The organism is Nocardia sp. NBC_00403, from assembly GCF_036046055.1.
In the GTDB taxonomy this organism is placed as follows: domain Bacteria; phylum Actinomycetota; class Actinomycetes; order Mycobacteriales; family Mycobacteriaceae; genus Nocardia.
Genome location: NZ_CP107939.1, coordinates 4,726,568 through 4,750,201 on the forward strand (window position 1 = coordinate 4,726,568; position 23,634 = coordinate 4,750,201).

The 23,634-nt window shown below is 65.8% G+C and carries 22 protein-coding genes; 6 read left to right on the top strand and 16 right to left on the bottom strand.

What is annotated here, in order from left to right; all coding sequences use genetic code 11:
• The first annotated feature begins 206 nt into the window (after positions 1-206).
• Entirely contained in the window at positions 207-2,300 is a 2,094-nt protein-coding gene (locus OHQ90_RS20965) for a TRAP transporter permease (protein ID WP_328399976.1), read from the top strand.
• A complete protein-coding gene (locus tag OHQ90_RS20970; protein ID WP_328399978.1) occupies positions 2,297-3,292 on the top strand; it encodes a TAXI family TRAP transporter solute-binding subunit in 996 nt (331 codons plus the stop codon). The genes OHQ90_RS20965 and OHQ90_RS20970 overlap by 4 nt, the downstream gene beginning before the upstream one ends.
• A gap of 31 nt (positions 3,293-3,323) precedes the next feature.
• Here the strand turns inward: OHQ90_RS20970 and OHQ90_RS20975 are convergent, their stop codons facing one another.
• Positions 3,324-3,524 carry a hypothetical protein gene (locus OHQ90_RS20975; RefSeq protein WP_328399980.1) on the bottom strand — a complete coding sequence of 67 codons (201 nt, stop codon included), beginning with the start codon at positions 3,522-3,524 and terminating at the stop codon, positions 3,324-3,326.
• Positions 3,525-3,573: 49 nt separating this feature from the next.
• Positions 3,574-4,443 carry a helix-turn-helix domain-containing protein gene (locus OHQ90_RS20980; RefSeq protein WP_328399982.1) on the bottom strand — a complete coding sequence of 290 codons (870 nt, stop codon included), beginning with the start codon at positions 4,441-4,443 and terminating at the stop codon, positions 3,574-3,576.
• Between the two features lie 103 nt (positions 4,444-4,546).
• Here OHQ90_RS20980 and OHQ90_RS20985 point away from each other — a divergent pair, with 103 nt between their 5' ends.
• Together OHQ90_RS20985 and OHQ90_RS20990 are read left to right on the top strand one after the other, a co-directional pair.
• The gene (locus tag OHQ90_RS20985; protein WP_328399983.1) at positions 4,547-5,338 is read left to right on the top strand and encodes an SDR family oxidoreductase; all 792 of its coding nucleotides are present in this window, start codon (positions 4,547-4,549) and stop codon (positions 5,336-5,338) included.
• A 1-nt stretch (position 5,339) separates the two neighbouring features.
• Positions 5,340-6,407 carry an NAD(P)H-dependent amine dehydrogenase family protein gene (locus OHQ90_RS20990; protein WP_328399985.1) on the top strand — a complete coding sequence of 356 codons (1,068 nt, stop codon included), beginning with the start codon at positions 5,340-5,342 and terminating at the stop codon, positions 6,405-6,407.
• 208 nt (positions 6,408-6,615) lie between these two features.
• On the opposite strand, the gene OHQ90_RS20995 is transcribed toward OHQ90_RS20990, so the two are convergent.
• The 3 genes from OHQ90_RS20995 to OHQ90_RS21005 all read right to left on the bottom strand — a co-directional run bounded on the left by OHQ90_RS20995 (position 6,616) and on the right by OHQ90_RS21005 (position 8,705).
• Complete coding sequence (locus OHQ90_RS20995) at positions 6,616-7,665, bottom strand: aminotransferase class V-fold PLP-dependent enzyme (RefSeq protein WP_328399987.1); 1,050 nt, start codon at positions 7,663-7,665, stop codon at positions 6,616-6,618.
• A gap of 114 nt (positions 7,666-7,779) precedes the next feature.
• Positions 7,780-8,193 carry an SRPBCC family protein gene (locus OHQ90_RS21000; protein WP_328399989.1) on the bottom strand — a complete coding sequence of 138 codons (414 nt, stop codon included), beginning with the start codon at positions 8,191-8,193 and terminating at the stop codon, positions 7,780-7,782.
• A 29-nt stretch (positions 8,194-8,222) separates the two neighbouring features.
• Positions 8,223-8,705 (bottom strand): nuclear transport factor 2 family protein, encoded by a 483-nt coding sequence (locus OHQ90_RS21005; protein WP_328399990.1) that lies wholly within the window; start codon positions 8,703-8,705, stop codon positions 8,223-8,225.
• Between the two features lie 253 nt (positions 8,706-8,958).
• Here OHQ90_RS21005 and OHQ90_RS21010 point away from each other — a divergent pair, with 253 nt between their 5' ends.
• On the top strand, positions 8,959-9,255 hold the full coding sequence (locus OHQ90_RS21010) for a three-helix bundle dimerization domain-containing protein (protein WP_328399992.1): 297 nt from the start codon (positions 8,959-8,961) through the stop codon (positions 9,253-9,255).
• Here OHQ90_RS21010 and OHQ90_RS21015 read toward each other — a convergent pair.
• The 7 genes from OHQ90_RS21015 to OHQ90_RS21045 form a co-directional block, all read right to left on the bottom strand.
• Positions 9,228-10,259, bottom strand: a complete 1,032-nt coding sequence (locus OHQ90_RS21015; RefSeq protein WP_328399994.1) for a zinc-binding dehydrogenase — start codon at positions 10,257-10,259, stop codon at positions 9,228-9,230. The two genes, OHQ90_RS21010 and OHQ90_RS21015, sit on opposite strands and share 28 nt — an antisense overlap.
• Positions 10,260-10,287: 28 nt before the next feature.
• Entirely contained in the window at positions 10,288-11,493 is a 1,206-nt protein-coding gene (locus OHQ90_RS21020) for an LLM class flavin-dependent oxidoreductase (protein ID WP_328399996.1), read from the bottom strand.
• Positions 11,494-11,527: 34 nt separating this feature from the next.
• Positions 11,528-12,415 carry a VOC family protein gene (locus OHQ90_RS21025; RefSeq protein WP_328399998.1) on the bottom strand — a complete coding sequence of 296 codons (888 nt, stop codon included), beginning with the start codon at positions 12,413-12,415 and terminating at the stop codon, positions 11,528-11,530.
• Positions 12,416-12,428: 13 nt separating this feature from the next.
• Entirely contained in the window at positions 12,429-13,391 is a 963-nt protein-coding gene (locus tag OHQ90_RS21030; RefSeq protein WP_328412978.1) for a ferredoxin--NADP reductase, read from the bottom strand.
• Between the two features lie 59 nt (positions 13,392-13,450).
• Entirely contained in the window at positions 13,451-13,678 is a 228-nt protein-coding gene (locus OHQ90_RS21035) for a hypothetical protein (protein WP_328400000.1), read from the bottom strand.
• Between the two features lie 11 nt (positions 13,679-13,689).
• A complete protein-coding gene (locus OHQ90_RS21040; protein WP_328400002.1) occupies positions 13,690-14,832 on the bottom strand; it encodes a Rieske 2Fe-2S domain-containing protein in 1,143 nt (380 codons plus the stop codon).
• A gap of 172 nt (positions 14,833-15,004) precedes the next feature.
• Positions 15,005-15,499 carry a flavin reductase family protein gene (locus tag OHQ90_RS21045; RefSeq protein ID WP_328400004.1) on the bottom strand — a complete coding sequence of 165 codons (495 nt, stop codon included), beginning with the start codon at positions 15,497-15,499 and terminating at the stop codon, positions 15,005-15,007.
• Between the two features lie 241 nt (positions 15,500-15,740).
• On the opposite strand from OHQ90_RS21045, the gene OHQ90_RS21050 reads away from it, so the two are divergent.
• A complete protein-coding gene (locus OHQ90_RS21050) occupies positions 15,741-16,586 on the top strand; it encodes an IclR family transcriptional regulator (protein ID WP_328400006.1) in 846 nt (281 codons plus the stop codon).
• A gap of 857 nt (positions 16,587-17,443) precedes the next feature.
• On the opposite strand, the gene OHQ90_RS21055 is transcribed toward OHQ90_RS21050, so the two are convergent.
• From OHQ90_RS21055 to OHQ90_RS21070, 4 genes are all read right to left on the bottom strand, one after another.
• The gene (locus tag OHQ90_RS21055; protein WP_328400008.1) at positions 17,444-19,078 is read right to left on the bottom strand and encodes an MFS transporter; all 1,635 of its coding nucleotides are present in this window, start codon (positions 19,076-19,078) and stop codon (positions 17,444-17,446) included.
• 433 nt (positions 19,079-19,511) lie between these two features.
• The gene (locus OHQ90_RS21060; protein ID WP_328400010.1) at positions 19,512-20,930 is read right to left on the bottom strand and encodes an amino acid permease; all 1,419 of its coding nucleotides are present in this window, start codon (positions 20,928-20,930) and stop codon (positions 19,512-19,514) included.
• Positions 20,927-22,228, bottom strand: coding sequence for an MFS transporter (locus OHQ90_RS21065; RefSeq protein ID WP_328400012.1), 1,302 nt, complete (start codon positions 22,226-22,228; stop codon positions 20,927-20,929). The genes OHQ90_RS21060 and OHQ90_RS21065 overlap by 4 nt, the downstream gene beginning before the upstream one ends.
• Entirely contained in the window at positions 22,216-23,259 is a 1,044-nt protein-coding gene (locus OHQ90_RS21070) for a GNAT family N-acetyltransferase (RefSeq protein ID WP_328400014.1), read from the bottom strand. Before OHQ90_RS21070 ends, OHQ90_RS21065 begins: the two co-directional genes overlap by 13 nt.
• Positions 23,260-23,634: the final 375 nt, after the last annotated feature.

The window sequence follows — 23,634 nt, forward strand, 5'->3', positions numbered from 1 at the left end:
CGCCACGGTCGGAGGACTGCACCGACACAACATCGTCGGCGATACATCACTCCAGCGCATATTCGGCCGAGGGAATTCTCCGGTATTGCTGGGGAGCCGGCCTCGCCACCGACTCTGCAGCACACAATCTGGCGGCGAGCCGTGATTTGCCGACTCCGGATTTCATTAACCGCATACTGACGGCCGTGCGTTGATAGTGTCGCGCCATGTCGGAGAGGCGGGGCGCTGAACTAGGTGCGGCGCTGCCGAAAGATAGCGGTGGGGGCGTCGCCGACGAAGCGCGCGGCGATCGGCGACTCCGGGATACGGATCCGGTCGGCGATCAGCCACCCAAGATCGAGGTCGACGATGAAGAGCGCCCGGCACGGGTACTGACCGGCCTGCCCGAACAGTTGGTGGCGACAGTCGCGTTCGCGGTGGCGATCCTGGTGCTGTGGCAGGTGTTTCGGCCGTTGCCGCAGGGCAGCCAGTACTACCTGGTGGTATTCCTGAGCGGGACGCTGCCGTTGGTGTTCATCGCCTATCGGTCCGGAGTGCGCAGGCTGGATCGGGGCGGGGGGCCGCGGGCTCTCGACTGGATATTGGCCGCCGTGACTCTGGTGGTGTGTCTGTATCCGTTGTTGCCGATGACGATCGGGTCGGGTGGCGGCGGGTACGACGCCTTCCTCGATCGACAGGGACAGTTCGATCCGGTCGATGTCGGGATGGGCTCGGTGCTGCTCGTCCTGGTGCTGGAGGCCTGCAGGCGCACGACCGGATGGGTGCTGCCGGTGGTGTGCCTGGTGTTCGTGGGCTATGGCTACTACGGTGGATTCCTCCCACAGCACTGGACAATTGCGCACGCGGGGTTGGATTTCGGGCAGATCATCGACGCGTTGTACAACTCCGGCAGCGGGTTCTACGGCACGCCGTTGGATGTCGCGGCCACCTACATCGTGCTGTTCACCCTCTACGGCACGGTGCTCGAATTCTCCGGCGCCGCACAGTTCTTCGTCGACCTGTCGGTAGCCGCATTTCGCCGCTCGGGCGGCGCGGCCGGCCGGACCGCTGTCGCGTCGGGTTTCCTGCTCGGCACGGTTTCGGGCTCCGGCACCGCGACGGCGGTGACCGTCGGTGCGGTCACCTGGCCGATTCTGCGGCGGGCGGGCTATCCGCCGGAACAGGCCGGCGGCATGCTGGCCGCGGCCGGCGTTGGTGCGATCCTCTCGCCGCCCACGCTCGGTGTCGCCGCGTTCATCGTCGCCGAATATCTCGACGTCTCCTATGTGACGGTGCTCGGCTGGGCGATGATCCCGACGGTGCTGTACTACCTGGGAATTCTGCTCGCCGTCGAGATCGACGCGCGCAGATTGGGTACCAGACCGGTGGAGATCGGCGGCGCGTCCGGGTGGCGGTTGCTCGCGCGATTCGGCTACCACTTCCTGTCCTTGATCGCGATCGTGGTGCTGCTGCTGATCGGGGTGAGCGCGACCCGAGCCGTCGTCTACGCCACCGCGCTGGCTTTCGTGCTCGCATTCCTCGATTCGCGCACCCGCGCGCGGGCGAGTTCACCACGCAAGGTGTTCCAGGCCCTCGGCAGTGGAGTGCGCTCGGCGCTGCCGGTGGTGGCGGTGTGCACGTCGGCCGGTGTCATCACGGCGATGACCACGAAGACCGGGCTCGGCGCACAGTTGGCGTCCCTGCTGGTACGTGCGGCGCGGACGGTCTCGGACAACCACACGGTGGTGCTGGCATGCACGGTCGTGCTCGCGGCCATCGCGCTGGCCGTACTGGGCCTGGCGGTGCCGGTGACGGCGTCGTTCATCATCGGCTGGGCGATCATCGGGCCTGCGCTGCTCGCACTGGAAGTGCCCGCCCCGGCCGCCGCGATGTTCGTCTTCTACTACTCGGTGCTCTCCGAGGTGACGCCGCCGACCGCGCTTGCGGCGGTGGGCGCGGCGGCGATCACCGGTGCGCGCACCGTCCCGACCATGTGGCAGGCGCTGAAATATGCGTTGCCCGCGTTCCTGGTGCCGATCGTGTTCGTGCTCAGCGGTCCCGGTGAATATCTGCTCGGTCGCGGGCCGGTGCTCGGCGTGCTGTGGACGACGGCGGCCGCCTGCGTCGGTGTCGCGGCGTTGGCGGCCGCGACCGGCGGCTGGATTCTGGGAGTCGGTCCCGCGCGACCGCTTGCGCGGGTGTTCGCCGCGGTGGGCGGGCTGGCGCTGTTGTACCTGGAGCCCGGCGCGCTCGTCGTCGGGGTGGCCGCGCTGAGTGTGGCGGTCGGGATCACTCTGGTCTCTCGAAGGAGGACGACATGAGAAGAGTCGCAATAGCTTTCGCCGTCCCGGTGGTGGCGGCCGGCGTGCTCGCCGGATGCGGTGGACGGCGCGACGCGCCACAGACCGATGCGGGTGGTGCGGTCACCTGTGAGGTGAAGCAGGAGACTCGCGTCGGGATCGCGACCGGCAACGCGACCGGCGTCTACTTCGCGCTGGGCAATGCCTACGCCGAACAGATTTCGCAGGCCACCGGCGGCAAGGTGAAGGCGACTGCCGCGGAGACCGGTGCGTCGGTGCAGAACATCCAGCAGTTGGTCGCAGGCACCTATCAGGTGGCGTTCTCGCTGGCCGACACCGCAGCCGATGCAGTGCTCGGCGCCGCGAGTTTCGAAGGGAAACGGCAACCTGTACAGGCGCTTTCGCGGCTGTATCCCAACTACACGCAGGTGATCGTCCGCACCGGGGCAGGCATCGGCTCGCTCGCCGACCTCCGCGGCAAGCGGGTCTCCACCGGATCGCCCAAGTCCGGCACCGAGGTGATCGCTCAACGGGTGCTGCAGGCCGCCGGGCTCAACCCCGACAGCGACATCTCGGCTCAGCGCCTCGACCTCACCAAGACGGTGGACGGTATGAAAGACGGCTCGATCGATGCCATGTTCTTCTCCGGCGGCCTGCCGACCCCCGGTATCACCGACCTGTTCACCTCGGCCAAGGACAAGGTGCGCTTGCTCGACATCGCCGATCTCGCGGGCAGCATGCGCACCGCCAACCCCGTCTACGAAGAGGGCGTCATTCCGGCCGCCACCTATGGTCTGCCCGCGGACGTGAAAACCATCGTCGTCCCGAATGTTCTTCTGGTCCGCAACGACCTCGACGCGGATCTCGCCTGCGTTCTCACCAAAACCCTGTTCGACCGCAAAACCCAACTGGAACAGGCCAACTCGGCCGCCAAGGGCATCAATCGCGATGCCGCACCACTGACCGCTCCCGTCACCCTGCACCGAGGCGCCGCCGAAGCGCTGACCCACTGACCCGCGGGCGATCGGCTGGAATCGGCGGTCGCTACCGCTCTTTCGGCAGCTGCGCACTCGCGGCCCGGTGGCCTCGCCAGTCCTTCAGTTCGCGGATGCCGATGAATATCGGGAAGACGGCGAGCGTAATCATCGCCGCACCGACCAATGCGCCGATGGTCGGGCGGACGAAGCGCTGATCCCCACAACCACAGTTGACAGCGCACCGCGCCCACGGTTGGCCATGCGGCAACTACGCCCATCGTATGCACGGGTCAGCAGCTCAGGGCCCCGCCTCGTCGCTACCGGGAGGTCATGACGGCCGTCAGCGAGCGGGCGGCGTCGAGGGTCGCGCAGATGTACTCGTCGCGTTCGAGCTTGGTGGTCGCCGCGCGTAGCGGGCCGAGTTGAACTTCGTAGGCTGCGCTGCCCACGGTGTCGAAGACCGGGGCGGCCAGGTAGCTCAGGGGCAGCGTGGTGTCGGCATCGAGCTCGTGTTTGCTGTAGGGGCGGGAGGTGAGGGCAGCCAGCTGGCGGAGTATGCGGGTGCGCAGCTGTGGCTGCAGCAGTTCGGGTCCCATCGCGCCGAGGAGATCGGCGAGCAGGTCGACCATGCCCGCATCATCGGCGAGGGGACGGAAGACGGCGACACCCCGCTCGCGGACCAGGGCGAGCAAGGTGCTTGCGGTGCGGCGCTCGGCATCGGGTGCGGCGGCGAGCCAGGTGTTCTGTTCGGCGGCCGCGCGCCACGGCATCACGCTGGCGCCCGCTGGGAATTGCAGTGGGATGCGGTGTCCGACAGGGATTCCGGGGACCACTCGGTCGGGGCCGTGCCGGACGTCGAGGACGGTGAGGCGGTCGGGTTCGATGCGGCTGAGGGTGGCGCCGGATCCGGTGCGCACGGTGAGGGCGGTAAGGATTTCGCCGACGCCATGGGGGAGTGTGGAGCTGCCGAGACCGGTCAGTGCGGGGCCGATGGCGTAGCCGCGGTTCGGGTCGCGCACCACCCAGCCCGCCGAATCCAGTTCGGCCAGAATCGCGGTCGCGGTGGCACGGGCGATATCGAGGCGGTCGGCGATGCCCGCGACGCTCATCGGGTCGGGTGCGGCCGCGAGCAGTGACACGACCTCGACGACCCGGCGGGTCGGTGGCGACGGTGACCGGTCGGGCATGGGCGTACCTCTTGTTCGGCGCGGCGGAACGACTTACGATGTCGAATATTAGTACATGAATGTGTCGAATATTCGACACCTGCTGCGAGGGATGGAGTGCTGGATGATTCTGGATCGATTCCGAATCGACGGGCAGGTCGCCGTTGTCACAGGTGCGGGCCGCGGCTTGGGCGCGGCGATCGCCGTTGCCTTCGCCGAGGCCGGGGCCGATGTCGTCATCGCCGCACGCACCAAGAGTCAGTTGGACGAGGTGGCCGAGAGGGTGGCTGCGGCTGGACGACAGGCGCATGTGGTACCCGCCGATCTGAGCGATATCGAGGCGACGGCGGGGCTCGCCGCTGCCGCGGTGGATCGGTTCGGGCGGCTGGACATCGTGGTCAACAATGTGGGTGGCGCGTTGCCGTGCACGCTGTTGGACACGACACCCGAGGCGCTGGTCGAGGCCTTCAATTTCAATGTCACCAACGCTCACGCGTTGGTACGGGCCGCGGTGCCGCGAATCCTCGAAACCGCCGGTGGCGGTTCGATTCTCAACATCACCTCGACGATGGGCCGGCTGCCGGGCCGGGCGTTCGCCGCCTATGGCACGGCCAAAGCGGCACTCGCGCACTACACCAGGCTGGCCGCGCTCGATCTGAATCCGCGCATTCGGGTGAATGCCATCGCGCCCGGTTCGATCCTGACCTCGGCGCTGGAAATCGTCGCGGGCAACGAGGCCATGCGCGCCGAGCTGGAATCGAAGACGCCGCTGCACACCATCGGCGATCCCGAGGACATCGCGGCCGCCGCGCTGTATCTGGTCTCGCCCGCGGGCAAGTACGTCACCGGCAAGATCCTCGAACCCGATGGCGGCCTGATCTCGCCGAACCTCGACCTCCCGATTCCGGATCTGTGACATGACGTATTCCGTAGTGCAGTGGGGTACAGGCAATGTCGGCAAGCACGCGCTCGCCGGCATTATCGCCAACCCAGATCTCGAATTGACAGGCGTGTGGGTTTCGGGGACGTCGAAAGACGGAAAAGACGCGGGAACCCTTGCCGGGCTCGATCATTCGGTGGGCGTGGCCGCCACGACGGATGTCGAGGCGATCCTCGCCGCCACACCCGACTGCGTCGTCTACTGCTCCATGACCGACAACCGCCTGTTCGATGCGGTGCAGGATTTGCAGCGGCTCTTGCGTGCGGGCATCAACGTGGTCGCCTGCGCGCCGGTGTTCTTCCAGTACCCGTACGGCGTGCTGCCCGATGAATTGTTGAAGCCGGTGCAAGATGCTGCGGCCGAGGGCAATTCGTCACTGTGGGTGAACGGCATCGACCCCGGCTTCGCCAATGACCTACTGCCGCTCGCGCTCGCGGGCACCTGTCTGCGTATCGATCAACTGCGGTGCCTGGAAATCGTCGACTATGCCAGTTACGACAACCGTGAGGTGATGTTCGACATCATGGGCTTCGGCAAGCCCCTCGACGACATCCCGTTGTTGTTGCAGCCTGGAGTCCTCTCGCTCGCCTGGGGCGGCACGGTGCGTCAGCTCGCCGCGGGAATCGGGGTCACCCTTGACTCCGTCACCGAGACCTATGACCGAATCCCCGCACCGGAAGCGTTCGACATCGCCACCGGCCACATCGCCGAAGGAACCGCTGCCGCATTGCGTTTCGAGGTCCGCGGCATGGTCGGCGACCAGCCCGTCACCGTCCTCGAACACGTCACCCGCCTACGCCCCGACCTGCGCCCCGACTGGCCGCAACCAGCACATCCGGAAGGCTCCTACCGCGTCGAAATCACCGGTGACCCGAGCTACGCGATGGACCTCGTCACCTCGAGCCCGCACGGCGACCACAACCACGCCACCCTCTTGGCCACCGCCATGCGCATCGTCAACGCAGTCCCCGCCGTTGTCCGAGCACCCCCGGGCATCCTCACGGCCCTCGACCTCCCGCTGATAACCGCCCCCGCCGCCCACTGACATCGGCTGTCCGCTCCTGCATTCGGCGTGCGAGTGGCACTTCATCGAGGCCGAACGTGCGGTTCACTTCCCGCGCCGAGTGCCACTCGTCGCACTGCGATGCCTACGGCGCCTGGACCGGTATGTCCGAAGAGTTGGCGCGCAATGGTGGACGCACGCATCCGAATCGGGGTGGCCGCGCGGTGCGACCGCGGTCCGCGGTAGCGGGCTATCTCTTGGGGAGGGCGTCGAGGGTGCGGTCGACGTCAGCGGTGCTGTTGTAGAGGTGGAAGGCGAAGCGGAGGCTGCCACCGCGGACCGAGGCGATGATGTCGGCTTGTTCGAGGTCTGCTGCCGCATCGCCTGCGCCGGGCACCGAAACGATGGCCGAGGGGCCGGGGACGGGCTCGTAGCCGAGTTCGATGAGACCTGTTCGGAAGCGGTCGGCAAGGTCGAGATTGTGGGTCCCGATCTTGTCCACCGTCAGTTCCTCGATCAGCTCGATGCCCGCCGATGCGGCGATCGCGCCGAGCCAGTCCGGTGTCGCGTCGAAGCGCCTGGTTGTGGTGGCGAGTGCGATCGGGTCGTACAACTCGGCCCACGCGTCCGCCGCGGCATACCAGCTCGGACCGACGGGGCGTATGTCGGCCGCCGTCTCCGGTGCTGCGGCGAAGAACGCGATGCTGCGGGCACCGATCAGCCATTTGAATGCCGCGCACACCCAGTAGTCCGCGTCGGCGAAACGCAGCGGAAGCCAACTTGCGGCCTGGGTGGCGTCCACCAGCAGGCGGGCGTTGTGTGCCTGGGTGGCTGCGTGCAGTATCGACAGGTCGACGATCCGGCCGTCCTTCGACTGGACCACGCTGACCGCTACCAACGCGGTCTCCGGTCGCACTTCCTCGGCCAGCCGCTCCAGCGGCACGAAGCGCACCGACAGGTCACCGCGGTGCACGAAAGGCATGGACACGGAGGAGAATTCGCCCTCGGCCAGCAAGACCTCCGAGCCTGGTGGGAGTGCCACAGCAATCGGTGCGATGAGCCCCGCAACACCACTGCCGAACGCGATGTCGGCAACCGTCGCGCCCTCCAGCAGTCGCGCGAACGCGGCCCGCAACTCGGGGACGACAGTGTCGTGCACCATCGGACCGCCACGCCCTGCCGCCCACCGGGTATTGGCATCTCGAACGGCGGCCAATGCTCTTGCGGACGGTAAACCATAGGAGGCGGTGTTGAGGTAGGTGGTTTCAGGGCTGAACTCATCAGACGCCAGCGAAGTCATATGCGCAGCATCCGCCCGTATCCGGCCCGCGTCCAGCGCCAGCGGTCCGATAGTGGACCGATTTCGCGGGCCTTGCGGTGCGGTGAGTCGGCGGGGCAGTGCGGAGGCGTCGGATCAGGATGGATGTCGTTGTTCCAGCGTCGCTTTCATGACCTGACCGCCGCGCTCGACCCGGAGGCGCACCTGTTCGGCGGCGTCGTGGGGCAACACATCGGTGGTCCAGACGAGTCGGGTGGTGTCATCGGGCTCGGCGAAGACCTGGAACGAGGCGTGGTGGTGGGTGAGAGGCAGGCGGAAGCCGTCGATCGCCGAGTAGGCGAGCCTGCGGGTGTAGTCGTCGATGGTGACGATCAGCTCGCGAATGACACCGCCGCCGGGCATGGTCAGTAATCGGGTGTCGCCTTCGATGCGGGTGTCGAGCACGTATTCGGGGAGCAGGCGTTCGTGCACGGCGCCTACGTCACGAACCGCCGCCCACACCTCGCCCGGGCTGACCTCGATGAGAATTTCCTGCGTGATGGTGGCCATAGCGGGTCCACCGTACCGGGTCGGGCGGGCTACTTCGGGGTCGGCGTTGCCCACATGTTCGACAACAGTTGGTAGCTGGGGGTGTCGGAGAGGGCTTGCATCGATTCGTAGATGCGTTGGTAGCCGGTGGCCGCGATACGCCATCGGCCGTCGGGATCGAGGCGGTAGCTGTCGGTGTAGTAGCCGGCGCCGCGGATCAGGACGCCGTATTCGGTGGCGATCACGGTGTCCTCGAAAGCCCATGAGCCCGTGGCTGTCTCATCGGTGACGGTGATTTCGGGGTGATTGGCGATATGGGTGGTGACCACTGCGGGACCGAGATTCTCACGCATGAAGGCGGTGACGGCGTCGCGGCCGTCCAGGGTGAGCGGCTCGCCGAGGGCATGGGTGCCGTAGCGGCCCGCGACGTCGACGGTGAGTGTGTCGGCGAACTCGTCCCATCGTTTGAGATCCAGCGTCCGAAAGTAGCGATACTTCAGCTGGCGGATTGCTTCGATGGCGGCGAGATCCATTGGTCCAGCCTGGCACGAGCGCGGTGCCGAGACAATAACCTGTTCTATATTTTCACGTGCGGCAGCCCCGCTGATGCTCGAGGCCATCCGGGTGGTCGAACCCGGAGGGCCCCGCGAAAGCTCGATTCACAGACAGAGTTCTGGCAGAGGTGTCCGATCGAGGCGGATCGGGTATTCGAGTGCTTGACGTGGTCGTCGGTACGCACGACTGCGTCCGCAGTATTGTGCGTTCCGACATGACCAGGAGTCCGCCATGACTGAAGGTCCTGCTGCCCCAGCTCCGCCTCCCGAGCCTTCGATCGACCAAGAGGTTGCGTTGCAAACCGCCGCGCACCGGTTGGCCAGGGAATTCGATGGCGTCGGTGACGACGCCATCAACCAGTGCCTGCGCTCGGCCTACAGACACGTCGCAGGCCACGCCACCGTCGACAACTTTCTGCCCCTGCTTGCCGAGCGCTACACCCGCGAGTGGCTGCACGCCATGACCGACGAGGTCTCCTCGGCCCGGCCGAGGCCTGTCGTTCAGAGATCCGGGCGGACCAGGATCTGAATGTGGTCGTCCGGGTGGCGCAGCGCCTCGATAGCGCCTGCCACTCCGGACAGGCCGACCTGGTCGGTGATGAGCGAGGATGCGTCCACGGTGCCGTCGGCGATGCGGCCGAGCGTCTTCGCGTACTCCTCGTGCGGGTAGACCATGCACATCTGTAGTGAGATGTCCTTGTAGATGCCGACGATCGGGCGGATGACGTCGTCGGTCATCACCGCGCCGACCTGCAGGATGGTCGTTTGGCGTGGCGCTTTGTACAGCAGCTCGTTGAGCAGGCCCGGCACCGCCGCGCACACCCAGATGTGCAGCAGCTGGCCGGGCGCGGCCGCTTCGCGCCACACCTCGATCGGGTCCTCGACGGCGGGATCGACCACGCGATGCGCGCCGAGCCGCAATGCGGTGTCGCGGCGCAGCTTCGACGGATCGGACGCGATGATCGGTGCGACACCGCGTTCGGCGAGCGCCGCGACGGCACCCAAACCGACCGGACCGCAACCGATGACGATGCCGGTGCCGTCGGGCCCGATGCCGGTGCGCGCGACATTGCCGAAGCCGACCGCCAGCGGCTCGGTCAGTGCCGCGACATGCGGCGGCACATGATCGGGAATCGGTTCCAGAGCCATGGCCTGCAACACCATTCGTTCCCCGTAGCCGCCGGGGAAGTCATTGGAGAAGCCGACACCGTGGATCTGACCGATGTGGTCGATGGCCCACGGCAGCGCGACCACCAGCTGTCCCTCGATGTGCGGGGTGTCCGGTCCGGCCGAGATGACCCGGGCGGCGATCTCGTGGCCCATCACGACGTCGCGCGAGGGGTCGAACTCGAATGTGGGCACGCCGCTGTCGCGGGAGGCCTGCAGGAACTCGTCGGTGTAGTCGAGTGCTTGTTTGTCGGAACCGCAGATGCCGCACGCCACCGTCTCGACGAGGACCTGCCCCGGGCCCGGGACAGGCTCGGGGACCTCGTCGACCACAAGACTGCGGCCCCGCATTACTACTGCGCGCATCGGTGTGTTCCTGGTGTCGAGGTGGTGTTCACTTCGCTTCCTCCGTGCCGAGTGCCGCGGCCAATGCCTGTCCGTGCTTGTCGAAAGCGCTCTGAATGCCGGCGGTGAGGCCGCCGATCATGCGCTCACTGTTGGCATGCGCCCATTCCAGCGAGGCGACCCGGTTCCGATTGGCCCGTGTGAAGTGTGGAATCACCTGCTCGGCAAACAGCCGCGCCGAGCGTTGCGTGGCATCCCAATCGGCGACATTCAGGCCGAGCAGCAGGAAGGTGCCGAAGCCGCCGGACTGTTCGGCGAGCTTCTCGATGGTGGCGATGGCATCGTCGGGGGTACCGATGGTGGCGCGCCCGAAGGCCGGGAACCCCTCTCCGGTCCACTGCTCGACGGCGGCGCGGGCCGAGGAGTTCCACGGCGCCGTCATGCCGCTGAGCTTCTCGATGTAGTCGACGAGATGTCCAACACCCCACTCGGCCTCGCGCATCGCCTGTTCCCTGGTCTCGGCGATATGCATCGGCGCGACCAGACGCCATCGCGAGCGATCGAGCACGTGGCTGTTATCGGCCATGGTCTTCTCGTAGACCTTCCAATTGGGCAGCAGCGCGTCGTAACCGCTGGGATCGGAGGCGGCCAGCGAGAGCAGCCCGGCGCCGTGCCGACCGGCCAGCACCGCGCCTGACGGCGAAATGGTCGAGGCGACAGCCATTTCCAGGCCATCCTGCTGGTAGGGCAGCAGTTGCAGGCGCGCTTCGTTCAGGTGATACCAGTCGCTCTCGGCGGTCACCGTCTCCCCGCGCAGCAGGCGCACCAGCACATCCATGGATTCGTGCATCATGTCGCGCTGGCGTACCGGATCGATACCCATCATGGCGGCGTCGGTGGCCAGTTGGCCGGGGCCGACACCCATCATGGTCCGGCCCATGGTCAGGTGATCGAGCAAGCAGAGCCGGTCGGCGAGCATCATCGGCTGGTGGTAGGGCAGCGAATTCACGCCGGTGCCGAGGCGAATGCGCTGGGTGCGTTGCGCGGCCGCGGCAAGAAAGACCTCGGGTGCGGCGATGATTTCCAGTCCGGCCGAATGGTGTTCGCCGATCCAGGCCTCGCTGTAGCCGAGTTGATCGGCCAGCTCCACCAAGGCGAGATCGCGGTGGATCTGTAGGGTCGGGTTGCCGGTGAGCGGGTGGTAGGGGGCGATGAAGAATCCGAACCTGGCGGGGCCGAACTGGTTGTCGCTCAATTCAATTGTCCTTACCTGGTGGGGACCCGGAACCTCAGCTCCGGTCCCAGTCGTGACCCCAGTAGCTGTCCGCGGTCATTTCTTCTGCGGTGTAGGTGGTTTCGTCCACCAGCACGCCTTCGGTGCCGAACTCGAGATCCCAGCCGCCCGGAGTTCGGACGTAGAAAGAGATCATCTTGTCGTTGGTGTGCCTGCCGAGCGTCGAGGACAGGTGGTAGCCGGCCTTGTTGACACGGTCGAGGGCGCGTCCGACATCATCGAGGCGGTCCACCTCGACCATGATGTGAACCAGACCGGAGCCTTCCTTGCCGCCGGACGGGATCAGGGCCAGGCTGTGATGGCGCTGGTTGACGCCGAGGAAGCGGATGCGCACCGGCCCGTACTCCGGTGGCGTCGGCAGGCGGAACGCGCCGCGGGGCAGGAAGCCGAGTACGTCGGTGTAGAAACGGAAAGCGACATCCAGGTCGGGGACCGGCAGCACCGCGTGACCGAGGCCGAGGCCCTCGGTGACGAACCGGTTGCCGTGCTTGCCGACGACGGGACTGTGGTCCAGGACGGGGCCGTGGAACACCTCGACGGTGGTGCCGGACGGATCGACGAAGCTGATGGCCTCTTCGACACTGCGTGCGTCCGCTTCCGCCACCGTCAGCGTGCGCACCGCGATGCCGGCCTTCTCCACGGCTTCCCGCGTTGTGGCCAGCGCACGGTGGTCACGGACCTCCCAGCCGATGGCGAGCACCTTGTCGGTGTCACCGGGCACCAGCACCAGGCGCGCGACGTGCTCGTCCATGCGCAGATAGATCGCGTCGGGGTCGGGACCCGATCCCTCGGCGAAGCCGATCACGTCGAAGGCGAAGGTGCGCCAGGCATCCGGGTCGGCGACCGCGACCTTCACGTATCCGAGCGAGCTGATGGCAGTCATGGGGTCGTTCTCCTCATTCATAGGTGATCCGGACCGAGTCGGTGACCGGCACCGCCTGGCAGGCCAGCACGTAGCCCTCGGCCAGGTCTTGTTGTTCCAGTACGTCGTTGCGTAGCAGCTTCACTTCACCGTCGACGACCCGGCACACACAGGCGCTGCAGGCGCCCTCGCGGCAGGAGTAGGGGGCTGCCACACCACGCGAGAGCAGCACGTCGAGCAGCACGCTGCTGCGCGGCCATGCGAATTCGGTTGTTTCGCCGTCGAACTCGACCTCGACGGTGGCGCAGTCCGCGGTATCGGGCACCTCGATCGGAGCCTGCGCGAAGGGATCGCCCGACAGCGAGACGAACTTCTCGACGTGCACCCGGTCCCGGTCGACGCCGAGATCGCGGGCCGCGGCGAGCACCGCGTCCATGAAAGCGCCCGGGCCGCACACGAAGATCTCCCGGTCCGACCACGGCGCGATGAGGTCGGACAGGTAGCGCGCCGCAGGCAAGCCCTGCACCGACTCCAGCCAGTGCAGCACCACAAGGCGCTGCGGATAGGCGGCGGTGAGCGCGCGCAGTTCATCGGCGAAGATCACCGACTCCTCGTCACGATTGGCATAGATCAGCGTGCAGCGCCCATTGCCCTGTGCCAGTGCGGATTTCAGGATGGACAGCACAGGGGTTATGCCGCTGCCCGCCGCGAAGAGCAACAGATCGGCGTCCAGCGATTCGGGGGTGAATACGCCCGCAGGAGGCAGACTGTCGATGCTCATGCCCGCTGTGACGTTGTCGCACAACCAGTTCGACCCGTAACCGTCGACGGTTCTCTTGACAGTGACCTTCAGCGGCCCGTCCTCGTGCGGCGCGCTGGACAGCGAATACGAGCGAGCCACCGAGCCCGTTCGGTCACTGGGGATCCGCAAGGTCAGGAACTGGCCGGGTCGGTAGGGCAGCGGCACCCCGGATTCGGCGACCAGCTCCAGCGACATCGCATCGCGCGTCTCCGCGACGACCCTGACCACGCGCAATGCCACCGCGACACCGGGATTCACAGCAGGTCCCGATCTCGGGTGCTCAGGCCGACGGCGCCCGCAGTGACGGCGTTCTCGATGCACGCACGCAGCGCGGTGCAGCCACGGACCGGGCCGCCGCCGTTGTCATCGAGTTCCGTGCAATGCCTCGCGGCAGCCGCGCTCCACTGCACGCTGGTGTGCGCGGGGCTGAATTTGACTACCTGGACCCGGATTCCACAGGTCTGGCAGGTGACGGAGTCCATGGCCGTGCCGTTCAGACGCCGCGCTTGGCGGCCAGGTTCTCGGCGACCTCCGCCTCCCACGCGGAAACCGCGCGGGTGGTGTCGACCTCGAACTCGAAGCGATCGGTCATCTTGTCCTCGACCTCGGCGGCGTCCCGGTAGAACTGCTCATACCAGCGCCGCAGCTGGTAAACCGGCCCGTCCTCCTCGCACAACAGCGGATTGTCGATGCGGGTCTTGCGCTTCCAGATCGCGACATCCTGTTCGAAGCCGCGACCGAGCCCGTTCGCGAAACGCACCGCCATCGCGTCGGCCTCTTCCGGCGAGAGACCGGGCCGCTTCTTGACGATCGCGCCGTATTGCAGCACGAACTTGGTGGGCGAGACCGGGTAGTGGCAGTTGATGAGCACCGATTCGACGGTCTGGCCGTTGGACTCGTTGACCAGATTGTCGATCATGTAGGACGGCCCGTAGTAGTGCGCCTCGGATTGCAGCATGTTCTTGCCACCCGCCTCTTTGGCGATCTCGCCCTGCACATCCTCGCGGCCGATCGAGGTCATGTACTGACTGGCGATGTGGCCTTCGAAGACGTTCTTGAAGTAGGTGGGGAAGGCGAAGTGCACGTAGAAGAAGTGCGCCATGTCGACCACGTTGTCGATCACCTCGCGGCAGTTCGCGCCGTCGATGACGATCTCGTTCCAGGTCCAGTCGCTCCACTCGTCGCTGAACGCACCGTCGATGCGGGGGATGGTGACGTCCTCGGGCGGCGGGTTGCCCTCGGGGTCGTTCCACACGAATAGCTGCTTGTTCTGCTCGAGGGTCACCCAGGACTTGGTGCGGGCCAGCGGCGGCACCCGGCGGCCGTAAGGAATTGCGGCGCATCGCCCGTTGCCCTTCCAGCGCCAGTCGTGGAACGGACACGCGAGGGTGTCGCCCTTGATGGTGCCGTCGCCGAGGTTGCCGCCCATGTGCCTGCAGTATGCGTCGAGCACGCTGAGGGTGCCGTCGGTAGCCGCGAAGACCACGAGTTCGGTGCCGAACGCGGTGATGGTGTGTGGCTTTCCGTCGCGGAAGCGATCGGCGATGCCGAGGCAGTGCCAGCCGCGCGCGTAACGGGCGGGTGGTGCTCCGGTATCGATCACGCGCACCTGGTCGTCGGTGTTCGCGAGGCTCATGATGTCGGTTCCTCCACGGTCGTCGTTGTTTCGATAGTTCGGCGGGTCGGCCGTCGCCGAAAGGCGTGGTCCCACTGATCGGGAGCTTCGGCCCGAGACTGTCCCGCGGCGCTCAGACACTGGTAAGCGGCTGATCGAGTCGGTTTGCGTCGCATTCGCTCGGTCCGGTGCGCTATGGACCGACCGCCTCCGCGGTGCTCATCAGGCGCTCGAATCCGGAGCGATAGAACAGCAGCGGACCCGCGTCGCGGCCCTCGCCGAGCTCGGTCACGTTGCCGATGACGATCGTGTGGTCACCGCCGTCCAGTTCGCCGGCCAGCGTGCAATCGATCCAGGCGATGGTGCCTGCCAGCAGGGGCGAGCCGTTGGGCGACGGGCTCCACTCGAGACCGGCGAATTTGTCGGGTCCGCTGCGGCCGAGCTGCTTGCAGAGGTCCTGCTGGTCGGCGGCGAGGACATTGACGCAGAACCGTTCGGCGGCGCGGATCCGCGGCCAGGTGGTCGAGGAGCGGGCGGGGAACAATGCCACCGCGGGCGGATCCAGCGACAGTGCGGAGAAGGACTGGCAGGCGAACCCGATCGGTTCGTCGCCGTCGAGTGCGGTGATCGCGGTGACTCCGGTGCAGAACCGGCCGAGGACGGCCTTGAAGTCTAGGGCGACGGCCATGGTGCTCCTAGTTTCGACTAGAAATATTCCGTTTCGTCATGAAGGTAAGCGGCCGCCTCGTATGCCTGTCAATAACCGATTCCGGCTACCGAGAAGATCCGTAGCGATCTACGTAGTTTCCGGGATTCCCTCTCGCCATCGCGGCGGCAATGTGATTGGGGACACAAGTTGGTGTGCCGAAAACGCACATGCCTAATCGAAATACTTCTAAGCTGTATGAGCTACACAATGGAGGTGAGCCATGACGGTCGAGGTGATGACCCACCCCGAGTCCGAAGAGCTGTGGTCGGGAGCGGGCCCCACGACAGCGCGGACCAACAATCAACCGCCGGTCTCGATGATCGAGCGAATGACCCTGATCCTAGACGCTTTCGACGGTTCGACGCCGGTCCTGACGCTGCTCGGGCTGGCCGAGCGCACCGGACTGCCCCGCTCGACCGTGCATCGCATCCTGGATCAGATGATTCGGCTGCGCTGGCTGGCGCACGCCCCCGGCGGCTACCGGCTCGGGCTGCGGCCGTTCGAACTCGGCGGACTCGCCGCCGACCACAACGAGATTCGTGACGTGGTGAGCCCCCTGCTGCATGATCTCGCGCAGCGCACCGGCATGGTCGGGCACCTCGGTGTGCTCGACGGCCGCGAGGTGCTCTACCTGGACAAGGCCGGTGGGCGCAGTACCGCGGGCATCCCGACTCGTCTCGGCGGCCGGATGCCCGCGCACAGCACCGGCCTCGGCAAGGCCCTGCTCGCGACGCTGGAACCGAGCATTGTGGAAGCGTCCTTCCGCGACCGCCTGCCTCAGCTGACCCCACGCACCATCTGCGACAGAGCGGAATTGCACCGCGAACTGACCCGCATCAGGCACCGCCAAGGCGTCGCCGTCGACAACGAGGAGTCCGTCACCGGCATCGCCTGCGTCGCGGTCCCCATCCGCGGCCGCGGCGCCGCCGTCGGCGCACTGTCCCTGTCGGGCCAGATCGGCGCCGACCGCCCCGCCCTCGACACCGCCCGCCTGGCGCGGGTCCTTGTCGAGGTTTCCCACGAAGCCGCCCGCGCCCTCTTCCCACGCCACGCCCGCTGGCGCTGAGCACACCTGCCGGATCGACCCACCCGGCCGACCCCACGAAACCCGCCCCAGAACACCGGCGCCGCGCTATCGACGGTAGTGAAATGGTTGCTCTGCCTTCGGGCGGAACCACCATTTCACTACCGCCGTTGCCGACAGTGCCTGGAAGGCAACCACAGCCAGTCTTCACGCTGGAAGTTGTTGCCTGTCTGCACAGGCTGCGGAAGAGGAAGTCGGGTACGGCACACGACGTGCCCAGCACTGCTCGGAACACCGCTGGGAGGTGCGTTTGCTTGTCGATCCGGGGCACGTTACCCAGCTTCGGCTCACCAATTCATGGTGCTGTCCTTGTGAGCTCGCTTATCGAACCGAGGCACGCCACCCAGCTTCGGCTCGCCGGTACACAGAGCGGTATGGCTCGACGTCCGCACCGGGGCGCCCCATCTAGGATCTCCGGAGCAGTTCACGGCGATGTTCTGGGAGGGCGGGCTCGACCTTTCGAACCCCAGGGTGTGCTGTCCAGTTTCGGCTGCCCTCCAAGGGTTTCGCCGGGGCAGTGCTGGGCACGTCAGGTGGGGTACCCGGCTTTCTCTTCCGCAGCTTTGTGAGGCAGGCACACGGCTTCCGGCGTGCGGGCTGGCTGTGATGGCGTTCTCGGACCTTCCTGACCCCAGTATCCGATCGGTCACTACCCGGTCTCGATAGCCGCCACACTCGTGTCGATCAATACCCCGTGTGGTCCAGGAGCCCGCCGGACCCACCACCCCGTGCGACAACCGAACACCCCGTGGCAGTACCACACAGGGTGTTGGGTGGGGTGGGTAGGGAGATGGCGGGCTGCCGAGGGGCGGCTGCCATCTCCCTGTTTCCGGCGGGGATCAGTAGGCGGTGCCGCCGGTGGCGGGGGTGCGGCCGTGGCGCATGACCAGGGCGATGATCAAGGCAATTGCCGATGCTCCCGCGGCGAACCAGAAGCCCATTTCGTAGCCGTGGTCGGCGAAGACCTGGGGGATGACACTGCCCTGTGGGGGTTGGCCCGCGACGCTGACCTGGGCGGTAATGGGGCTGGCGTTGAGGTAGGCGGTGACGATGGCCAGGCCGATGGCCACGCCCATGGATTGCATGACGCCGAGCATGCCGAGGCTGATGCCCTGTTGTTCCTGAGGGACGGCTTCGACCATCAGGATGGGCATGGAGGCGTAGTAGAAGCCGAAGCCGATGCCGAATGCCGCACTTACCCAGAGGAATACGACCCAGGTGTGGGGGAGGACCGCGTAGCAGACGCCCGCGCTCGCGAACAGGACGAGGGAGAAGACCAAGGGGATGCGGGCGCCGATCTTGCGGGCCAGTGCGCCTGCGGCGGCGCCGCAGATCATGGCGAGCACGGCTTGCAGCAGGGCGATGCGGACCGCGAATTCGAGGAGGGTGAAACCGTTTCCGTAGCTGTAGCCGGGGTCGAGGGCGACCTGAACTGCGGCGGCGGGCATGGGCTGGCCGGTTTGCTGCTGGATCTGGGCGAGGGTCGCCTGCTGGACGCCTGCCGCGACAGTGTCGGAGTTCGGGGTCTGTGTCATGTAGCCGAGCGCGTAGGACTGGACGCCGATGAGGAACGAGGCGAACAGCGCACCGCCGAGTACCAGCGTGACTCGGGGATGGAACAGCAATTTCATATCCATGATCGGGCGGGCGACATTGAGCTCGACCACCACGAACACCACCAGCAGCGCAATGCCGCCGAACAACCAGGCCAGCGTCAGCGGCTTGCTCCATCCCCAATCCTGACCCTTGTCGAGGTAGATCAGGGTGAGTCCGGCGCCCGCCGAGAGCAGGACGGCGCCGAGCACATCGATGCGCTCCTTGACCCGCAGCTTGGACTCGGGCACGACCAACCACACCAGTGGAAGCACCAGCAGGGTGAATCCGGCGAGCACCCAGAAGATGGCACGCCAGCTGTAGTTGTCGACGAGATAGCCGCCGAGCAACGGTCCGCCGATCGCGGAGAAGCCGAGGCCGGTGGCGGTGACACCCAAGCCGAGCGGTACATACTTGCGCGGCATCAGATCTCGGATCAGGCCATACGCGATCACCGCGGTGGCGATGGCGGTGGCCTGCAGGCCGCGCCCGATGAGGAAGATCGCCCAGCTGTCGGTGACGGCGTCCAGTACGCAGCCGAGCATGAAGAGCATGCCGCAGACCAGGAACATCCGCTTCTTACCCCAGACATCGCTCATCTTGCCGATGAGTGGGGAGGCAGCAGCGCCGATGAGGCCGAAGACGATGATGGCCCAGTTGATGTTCGCGCCGACGCTGGGGAAGGTGGGCGCGATCTTCTGCAACGCGGCCGCAACGATGGTGTATTGCATCGGCGCGACCTCGGTGAACAGCACGATGACCGCGAGGACAGTGAAAATCCTGGCACGCGACGCGCCGTCGAGTCTGCCGGTGTCGGCATCGGATTCGATTATGCTGCCTGGACTTTCGGCAGTGGTCGGATCTTTGGGAATGGTGGACATGGCCACGCTCCGGTGTTCGGGAACTACGTTCGGGTGCGCAGGAATTGCGTGTTGTGAAACCTGTCACAAGGTTGGGGAATCCGGACCTGGCGAATCCCACTCAACGAGATGTTTCACCCGTTAGGACACTCGGTTCGCAGCGAACTCGCCGCATCCGAGTGTCCATAACGTGCTGGATACCGGTGGGTCCTGCCGGTGCGCCCGTCGTTGGGGGATAGTGGATGCCGATTGCTATCGGTCATCAGCGGATGTGGCTCGCCTGTCAGTGGTGTCTCGGCGTTGCGCCGACCGCCGCCGCGACTACGCATGCAAGCAAACAGCTGCGTGACGCGAAGGGCTGACTTAGTTGATGCGTTTGTCGAAGAGGTGGTTCTTCGCCGACTCGAGGATCCGGATTTGCTGGGTTCGCTGATCCGGACAGAATGATGACGCTTCAGTCCGAGACTGCATCGAAATCGACTAGTGCGGTGTCGGGACGGCGCGCTGCCGGATGCACCTTCTGATGCACGACTCCGGCAATCACGGCGGCAACCGTGACAACTATCGTGAGCATGAGCGGCGTCCATGATGTGGATGAGAACGCCATTGCGCCGATGATAATCAGCAGTATCGCCGTCACCGAATACGACAGGTAAGGGTAACCCCACATCCTCACCGGCAGAGCGGCATTCTCCGAGGCGGATTTCCTGCGGCGCCCGACGATCTGGGTCGCGCAGATGCACAGGTAGACAACAATCGCCACCGCGCCGGAGGAGCTGAGCAGGAACGTGAATACCGCTCCGGTCGGCAGGAAATAGTTTGCGATGACAGCGAGGAATCCGGCACTGGACGCACCGAGGACCGCGTTGACCGGGACACCGCGTCCGGTTACCCGCGTGAGTACACCCGGCCCCTCGCCACGCTGAGACAACGAGAACAACATCCGAGACGACGAGTAGATCCCCGAGTTCAAGCATGACAGCACGGCGGTGAGCACGACCAGATTCATGATGGTTTGCGCGCCGGGAATGTGCAGTGTGTTCAATACCGCCGTGTACGGACTCTTGGTGATCTCAGCGGTATTCCAGGGCATCAACGTAACAACGACTGCGATCGAGCCCACGTAGAAGACGAAGATTCGCCACCCGACGCTGCGCATGCTGCGACGCACCGCGTCGACCGGATCCTTGGCTTCACCGGCAGCGATCGTCACCAGCTCCGTTCCGAAGTACGAGAAGAATACCGTCAACGCTGCGGGCAGGAGCGGAGCCATCCCAGCGGGGAACAAGCCTCCGTTGTCGACCCAATTCGAGGCACCCGGGGAGTCCACGTGTGGCAGTAAGCCGCTGACGGCGGCGACGCCGATAGACATGAATGCGACAATCGCGGCGACTTTGATCATGGCGAACCAGAACTCGAATCGGGCAAATGAGGTGACCTCCGCCAAGTTGACGCCCGTCAGAACGGCCATGAATCCCAGCGCCCATAACCACGTCGGAACTCCAGGTACGAGCTGACCAGCGATCGCGGCCCCGGCGATCGCCTCGAATGCGACCGTGACACACCAGTGATACGAGTACAACCAGCCCACCGCAAGTCCGGCCCACGAACCCAGTTCCCGCGAAGCGTATGTCGAAAACGATCCGGATTCCGGACTGGCTGTCGCCAGTTCGGCGAGCATCCGCATCACCAGGATGACGACCAGGCCCGTGCCCAGATAGACGAACACGATGCCTGGCCCGGCCGACGAGATCACCTTGCCACTACCGACGAACAATCCGGCACCGATGACTCCGCCGATTCCGATCATCGTGAGCTGCCGAGTATTGATGGTGTGCTCGAGTGGCCGAGACGTACGTGACGAAGTTGTCACAGGGACCTTCTTTCGACGAGTGACGTGGTCGACCGATCCGAGGACGCCCCAGGGGAGGGGCCATGCCGGACAGGAAGCATGGGAGTGTTTCGGTGACGACGCAGCCCGACAGCCCAGATGGCCGGGGTGGATACCCCGAGAAGTGCCGCAGCGACCAGAAATGCCGGGCGGGGATCGTTTTCGGCAAGTTGCGTGAGCAACCCCGCGAGGACCGCCCCCAGCGGAGTGGTGGCCAGCACAACCCACCGCACCGCGCTGGTCACCCGGCCGAGGAGTGCACGCGGGACTATCTGCTGTCGCAGTGTCCGGACCACAATGCTGGCCAGTACATCGGACCAGACCAACACGAGATTGCTCGCCGCAAGCCACCAGACAGTGGGCGCCAGGCCCACCGACGCCAGCGCGACACCGGTAACCAGGGTGGCCGCGACGCACAACGGAACCGGATGGAACCGAGCGATGAGTGCGGGAGCCGTCGCCGCGCCGAGCACGCCACCGAGTCCGCCGCCCGCCACAACCAAGCCGACCAGCCACGGCGCGGCGCTCAAATAGTCGCGAGCGAAGAACACCACGAGCGTCGCGGCACCGAGACACAGATTTGCGACGACGGCCAGGACCGCAAGCGACACCAGGATCGAGGTGGCCGCGAGATAGCGCAGACCATTACGGAATTCGGCCCCGAACTGACGCCACGGCGCCCAGCCGTGGGGGTCGGACATCCGGGTCGCGCGGCGGGAGGCCCCCCACAGCGTCGCAAGTGACACCACGAACGTGCCCGCGTTCACCAGTAGCGCAGCGCCCAATCCGACACTGACAGCGAGCAACCCGACAGCCATCGGTCCGAGCAGAATCGACGATTGGCTCGCGGATTCGAGAAAAGAGTTGGCACGCACAAGTTCTCGATCTCGACAGAGGTCGCGGACCGCGACCGCCAGCGCAGTCTCGAAGAACACTCCGGCAACGCCCGAAATAAACGCAAGCGTAAGAATGACCCCGACCGAGTCGCTCCCGCTGACCGAAAGTCCGAACAGCGTCGCGAAGATGGCCACCCGCACTATGTCGGCGGCAATGAGAACATGCCAGGGATTGGCGCGATCGATCAACGGGCCAGCGGGCAGCCCCGCGACCAGGTAGCCGACCGCACGGGGCACCGAGGCCAGCGCCGCTGCCGCCGGGTTGTGCGTCAGTTCCAACACCAACAGCGGGATCGCCAGAATAGCCAGCCCATCGCCGAGCAGTGAAACCGCTTGACCCGCAACGAATAGTCGGGTTCCGCCGACTCGAATCAGAGCGACCATGTGTGGCCGACCAGCTGCTCCAGCCTGCAACCGAAGGAGATCTTCTCCTGCCATTGCAGCGTTCCGTAATTGAGGCTCGTTATCCCACGCCGCAACGCGGCCTCGACCTCGCCGTAGAACACCAGCAGAAAGTAGGCGCCGCGAGCCTCGGGCAGCTGCCCGGACCAAAGCCCTCGCAACGTGTCACCATGGCGCAGCCCCAATGTGAAGCCAACCATCTGGTCGCCACGCCGGAGAGTGGTCAGTGCCCGGTCCGCTGGTGGATAGTTGCGGACAATTCGGTCTATGGTCGCCAGCTGGGCGTCCCGGTCATCGGCCGAATGATGGTATTTGCGAAGCAATCCCATCCGTAGCTCCAGAACTTCCTCGCGAACCTCGCTCAGGTCCTCCTCACCGAGGGTCATTCCGGTCTCGTCCAACCAGCGCAGCAACCGACGCAGTCCCGCGCGCCGCCCGCCCCCCAGTTGCGTCAGATATTCCTCCATGCTGCCGAATGTCACCGGCATGACGCAGGTCGGGTACAGCTGTACCGGCCGTGCACCGAACTCTTCCAAGGCGCGCTGCAGGATCTTTTGCCGCTCAGGAACATAGAGGAACGACACCGACCGAGCACCCTGCTGCCCAGCCCAGGTGTCCATGGCCCGCAGGGTTCCGGCCAGCAGATCCGGGTCGGTCGCACCAGGCCCCGCGGGCACGCAGGTGTAGCCGGGCAGCAATGCCAACACGGCGGGATAAAGCGACTCCCTGTCGGGCGCCTTGGACAGGAGTACAGGGCGCGGCTCCAGCGATGGGATATCTCCACGCAGGACAGCCGCGATGTCGTAGCGCGGCTCTTCCGGTGGGGTTTTCAATAGCCGGGTGTGCAGCCCGATCTGCGGCTGACCATCCACATGGGCGACCAGCCAGCGCGGTTCGCCGGGCAACAGCGGAGCCATCGCCTCCAGCCACTGCGGCGATACCTCGAAATCCGCAGTCGAGGCCGCCAGCGAATCCCATTCCGGGGGGCGGATTTCGGACGTTGTCAGTGTCACCTGCATTACTCACCACAGATTCTGATGGACAGGCAGGAGCTGACTTTCGCCGACCTGCCGTTATCTAACGTGCCGCTAACTGGTGACACTTTATCAACCGTGCCGTCATATCATGGCGGAATCGGCGAGTCCGCTTCGGCATCCGTGAGCGTCGCCGGATCGGCAGGCCACCAGGTCGGTGGCGCCGAGAATGATCGGGCCGTTGGGGAACTACTCCGCTACCTATCGGAATATGTGACGCCGACCGAGAACCGGGTCATCACCTCGCTGACGTTCAACCGGGGGAGCAGCGATTGCACTAGTGTCGATAGCCATTTTTCGACTCATCGGGCCGACTGCGACACATCGCTCGAACAGCCTGAGTAGGTCGTCGGC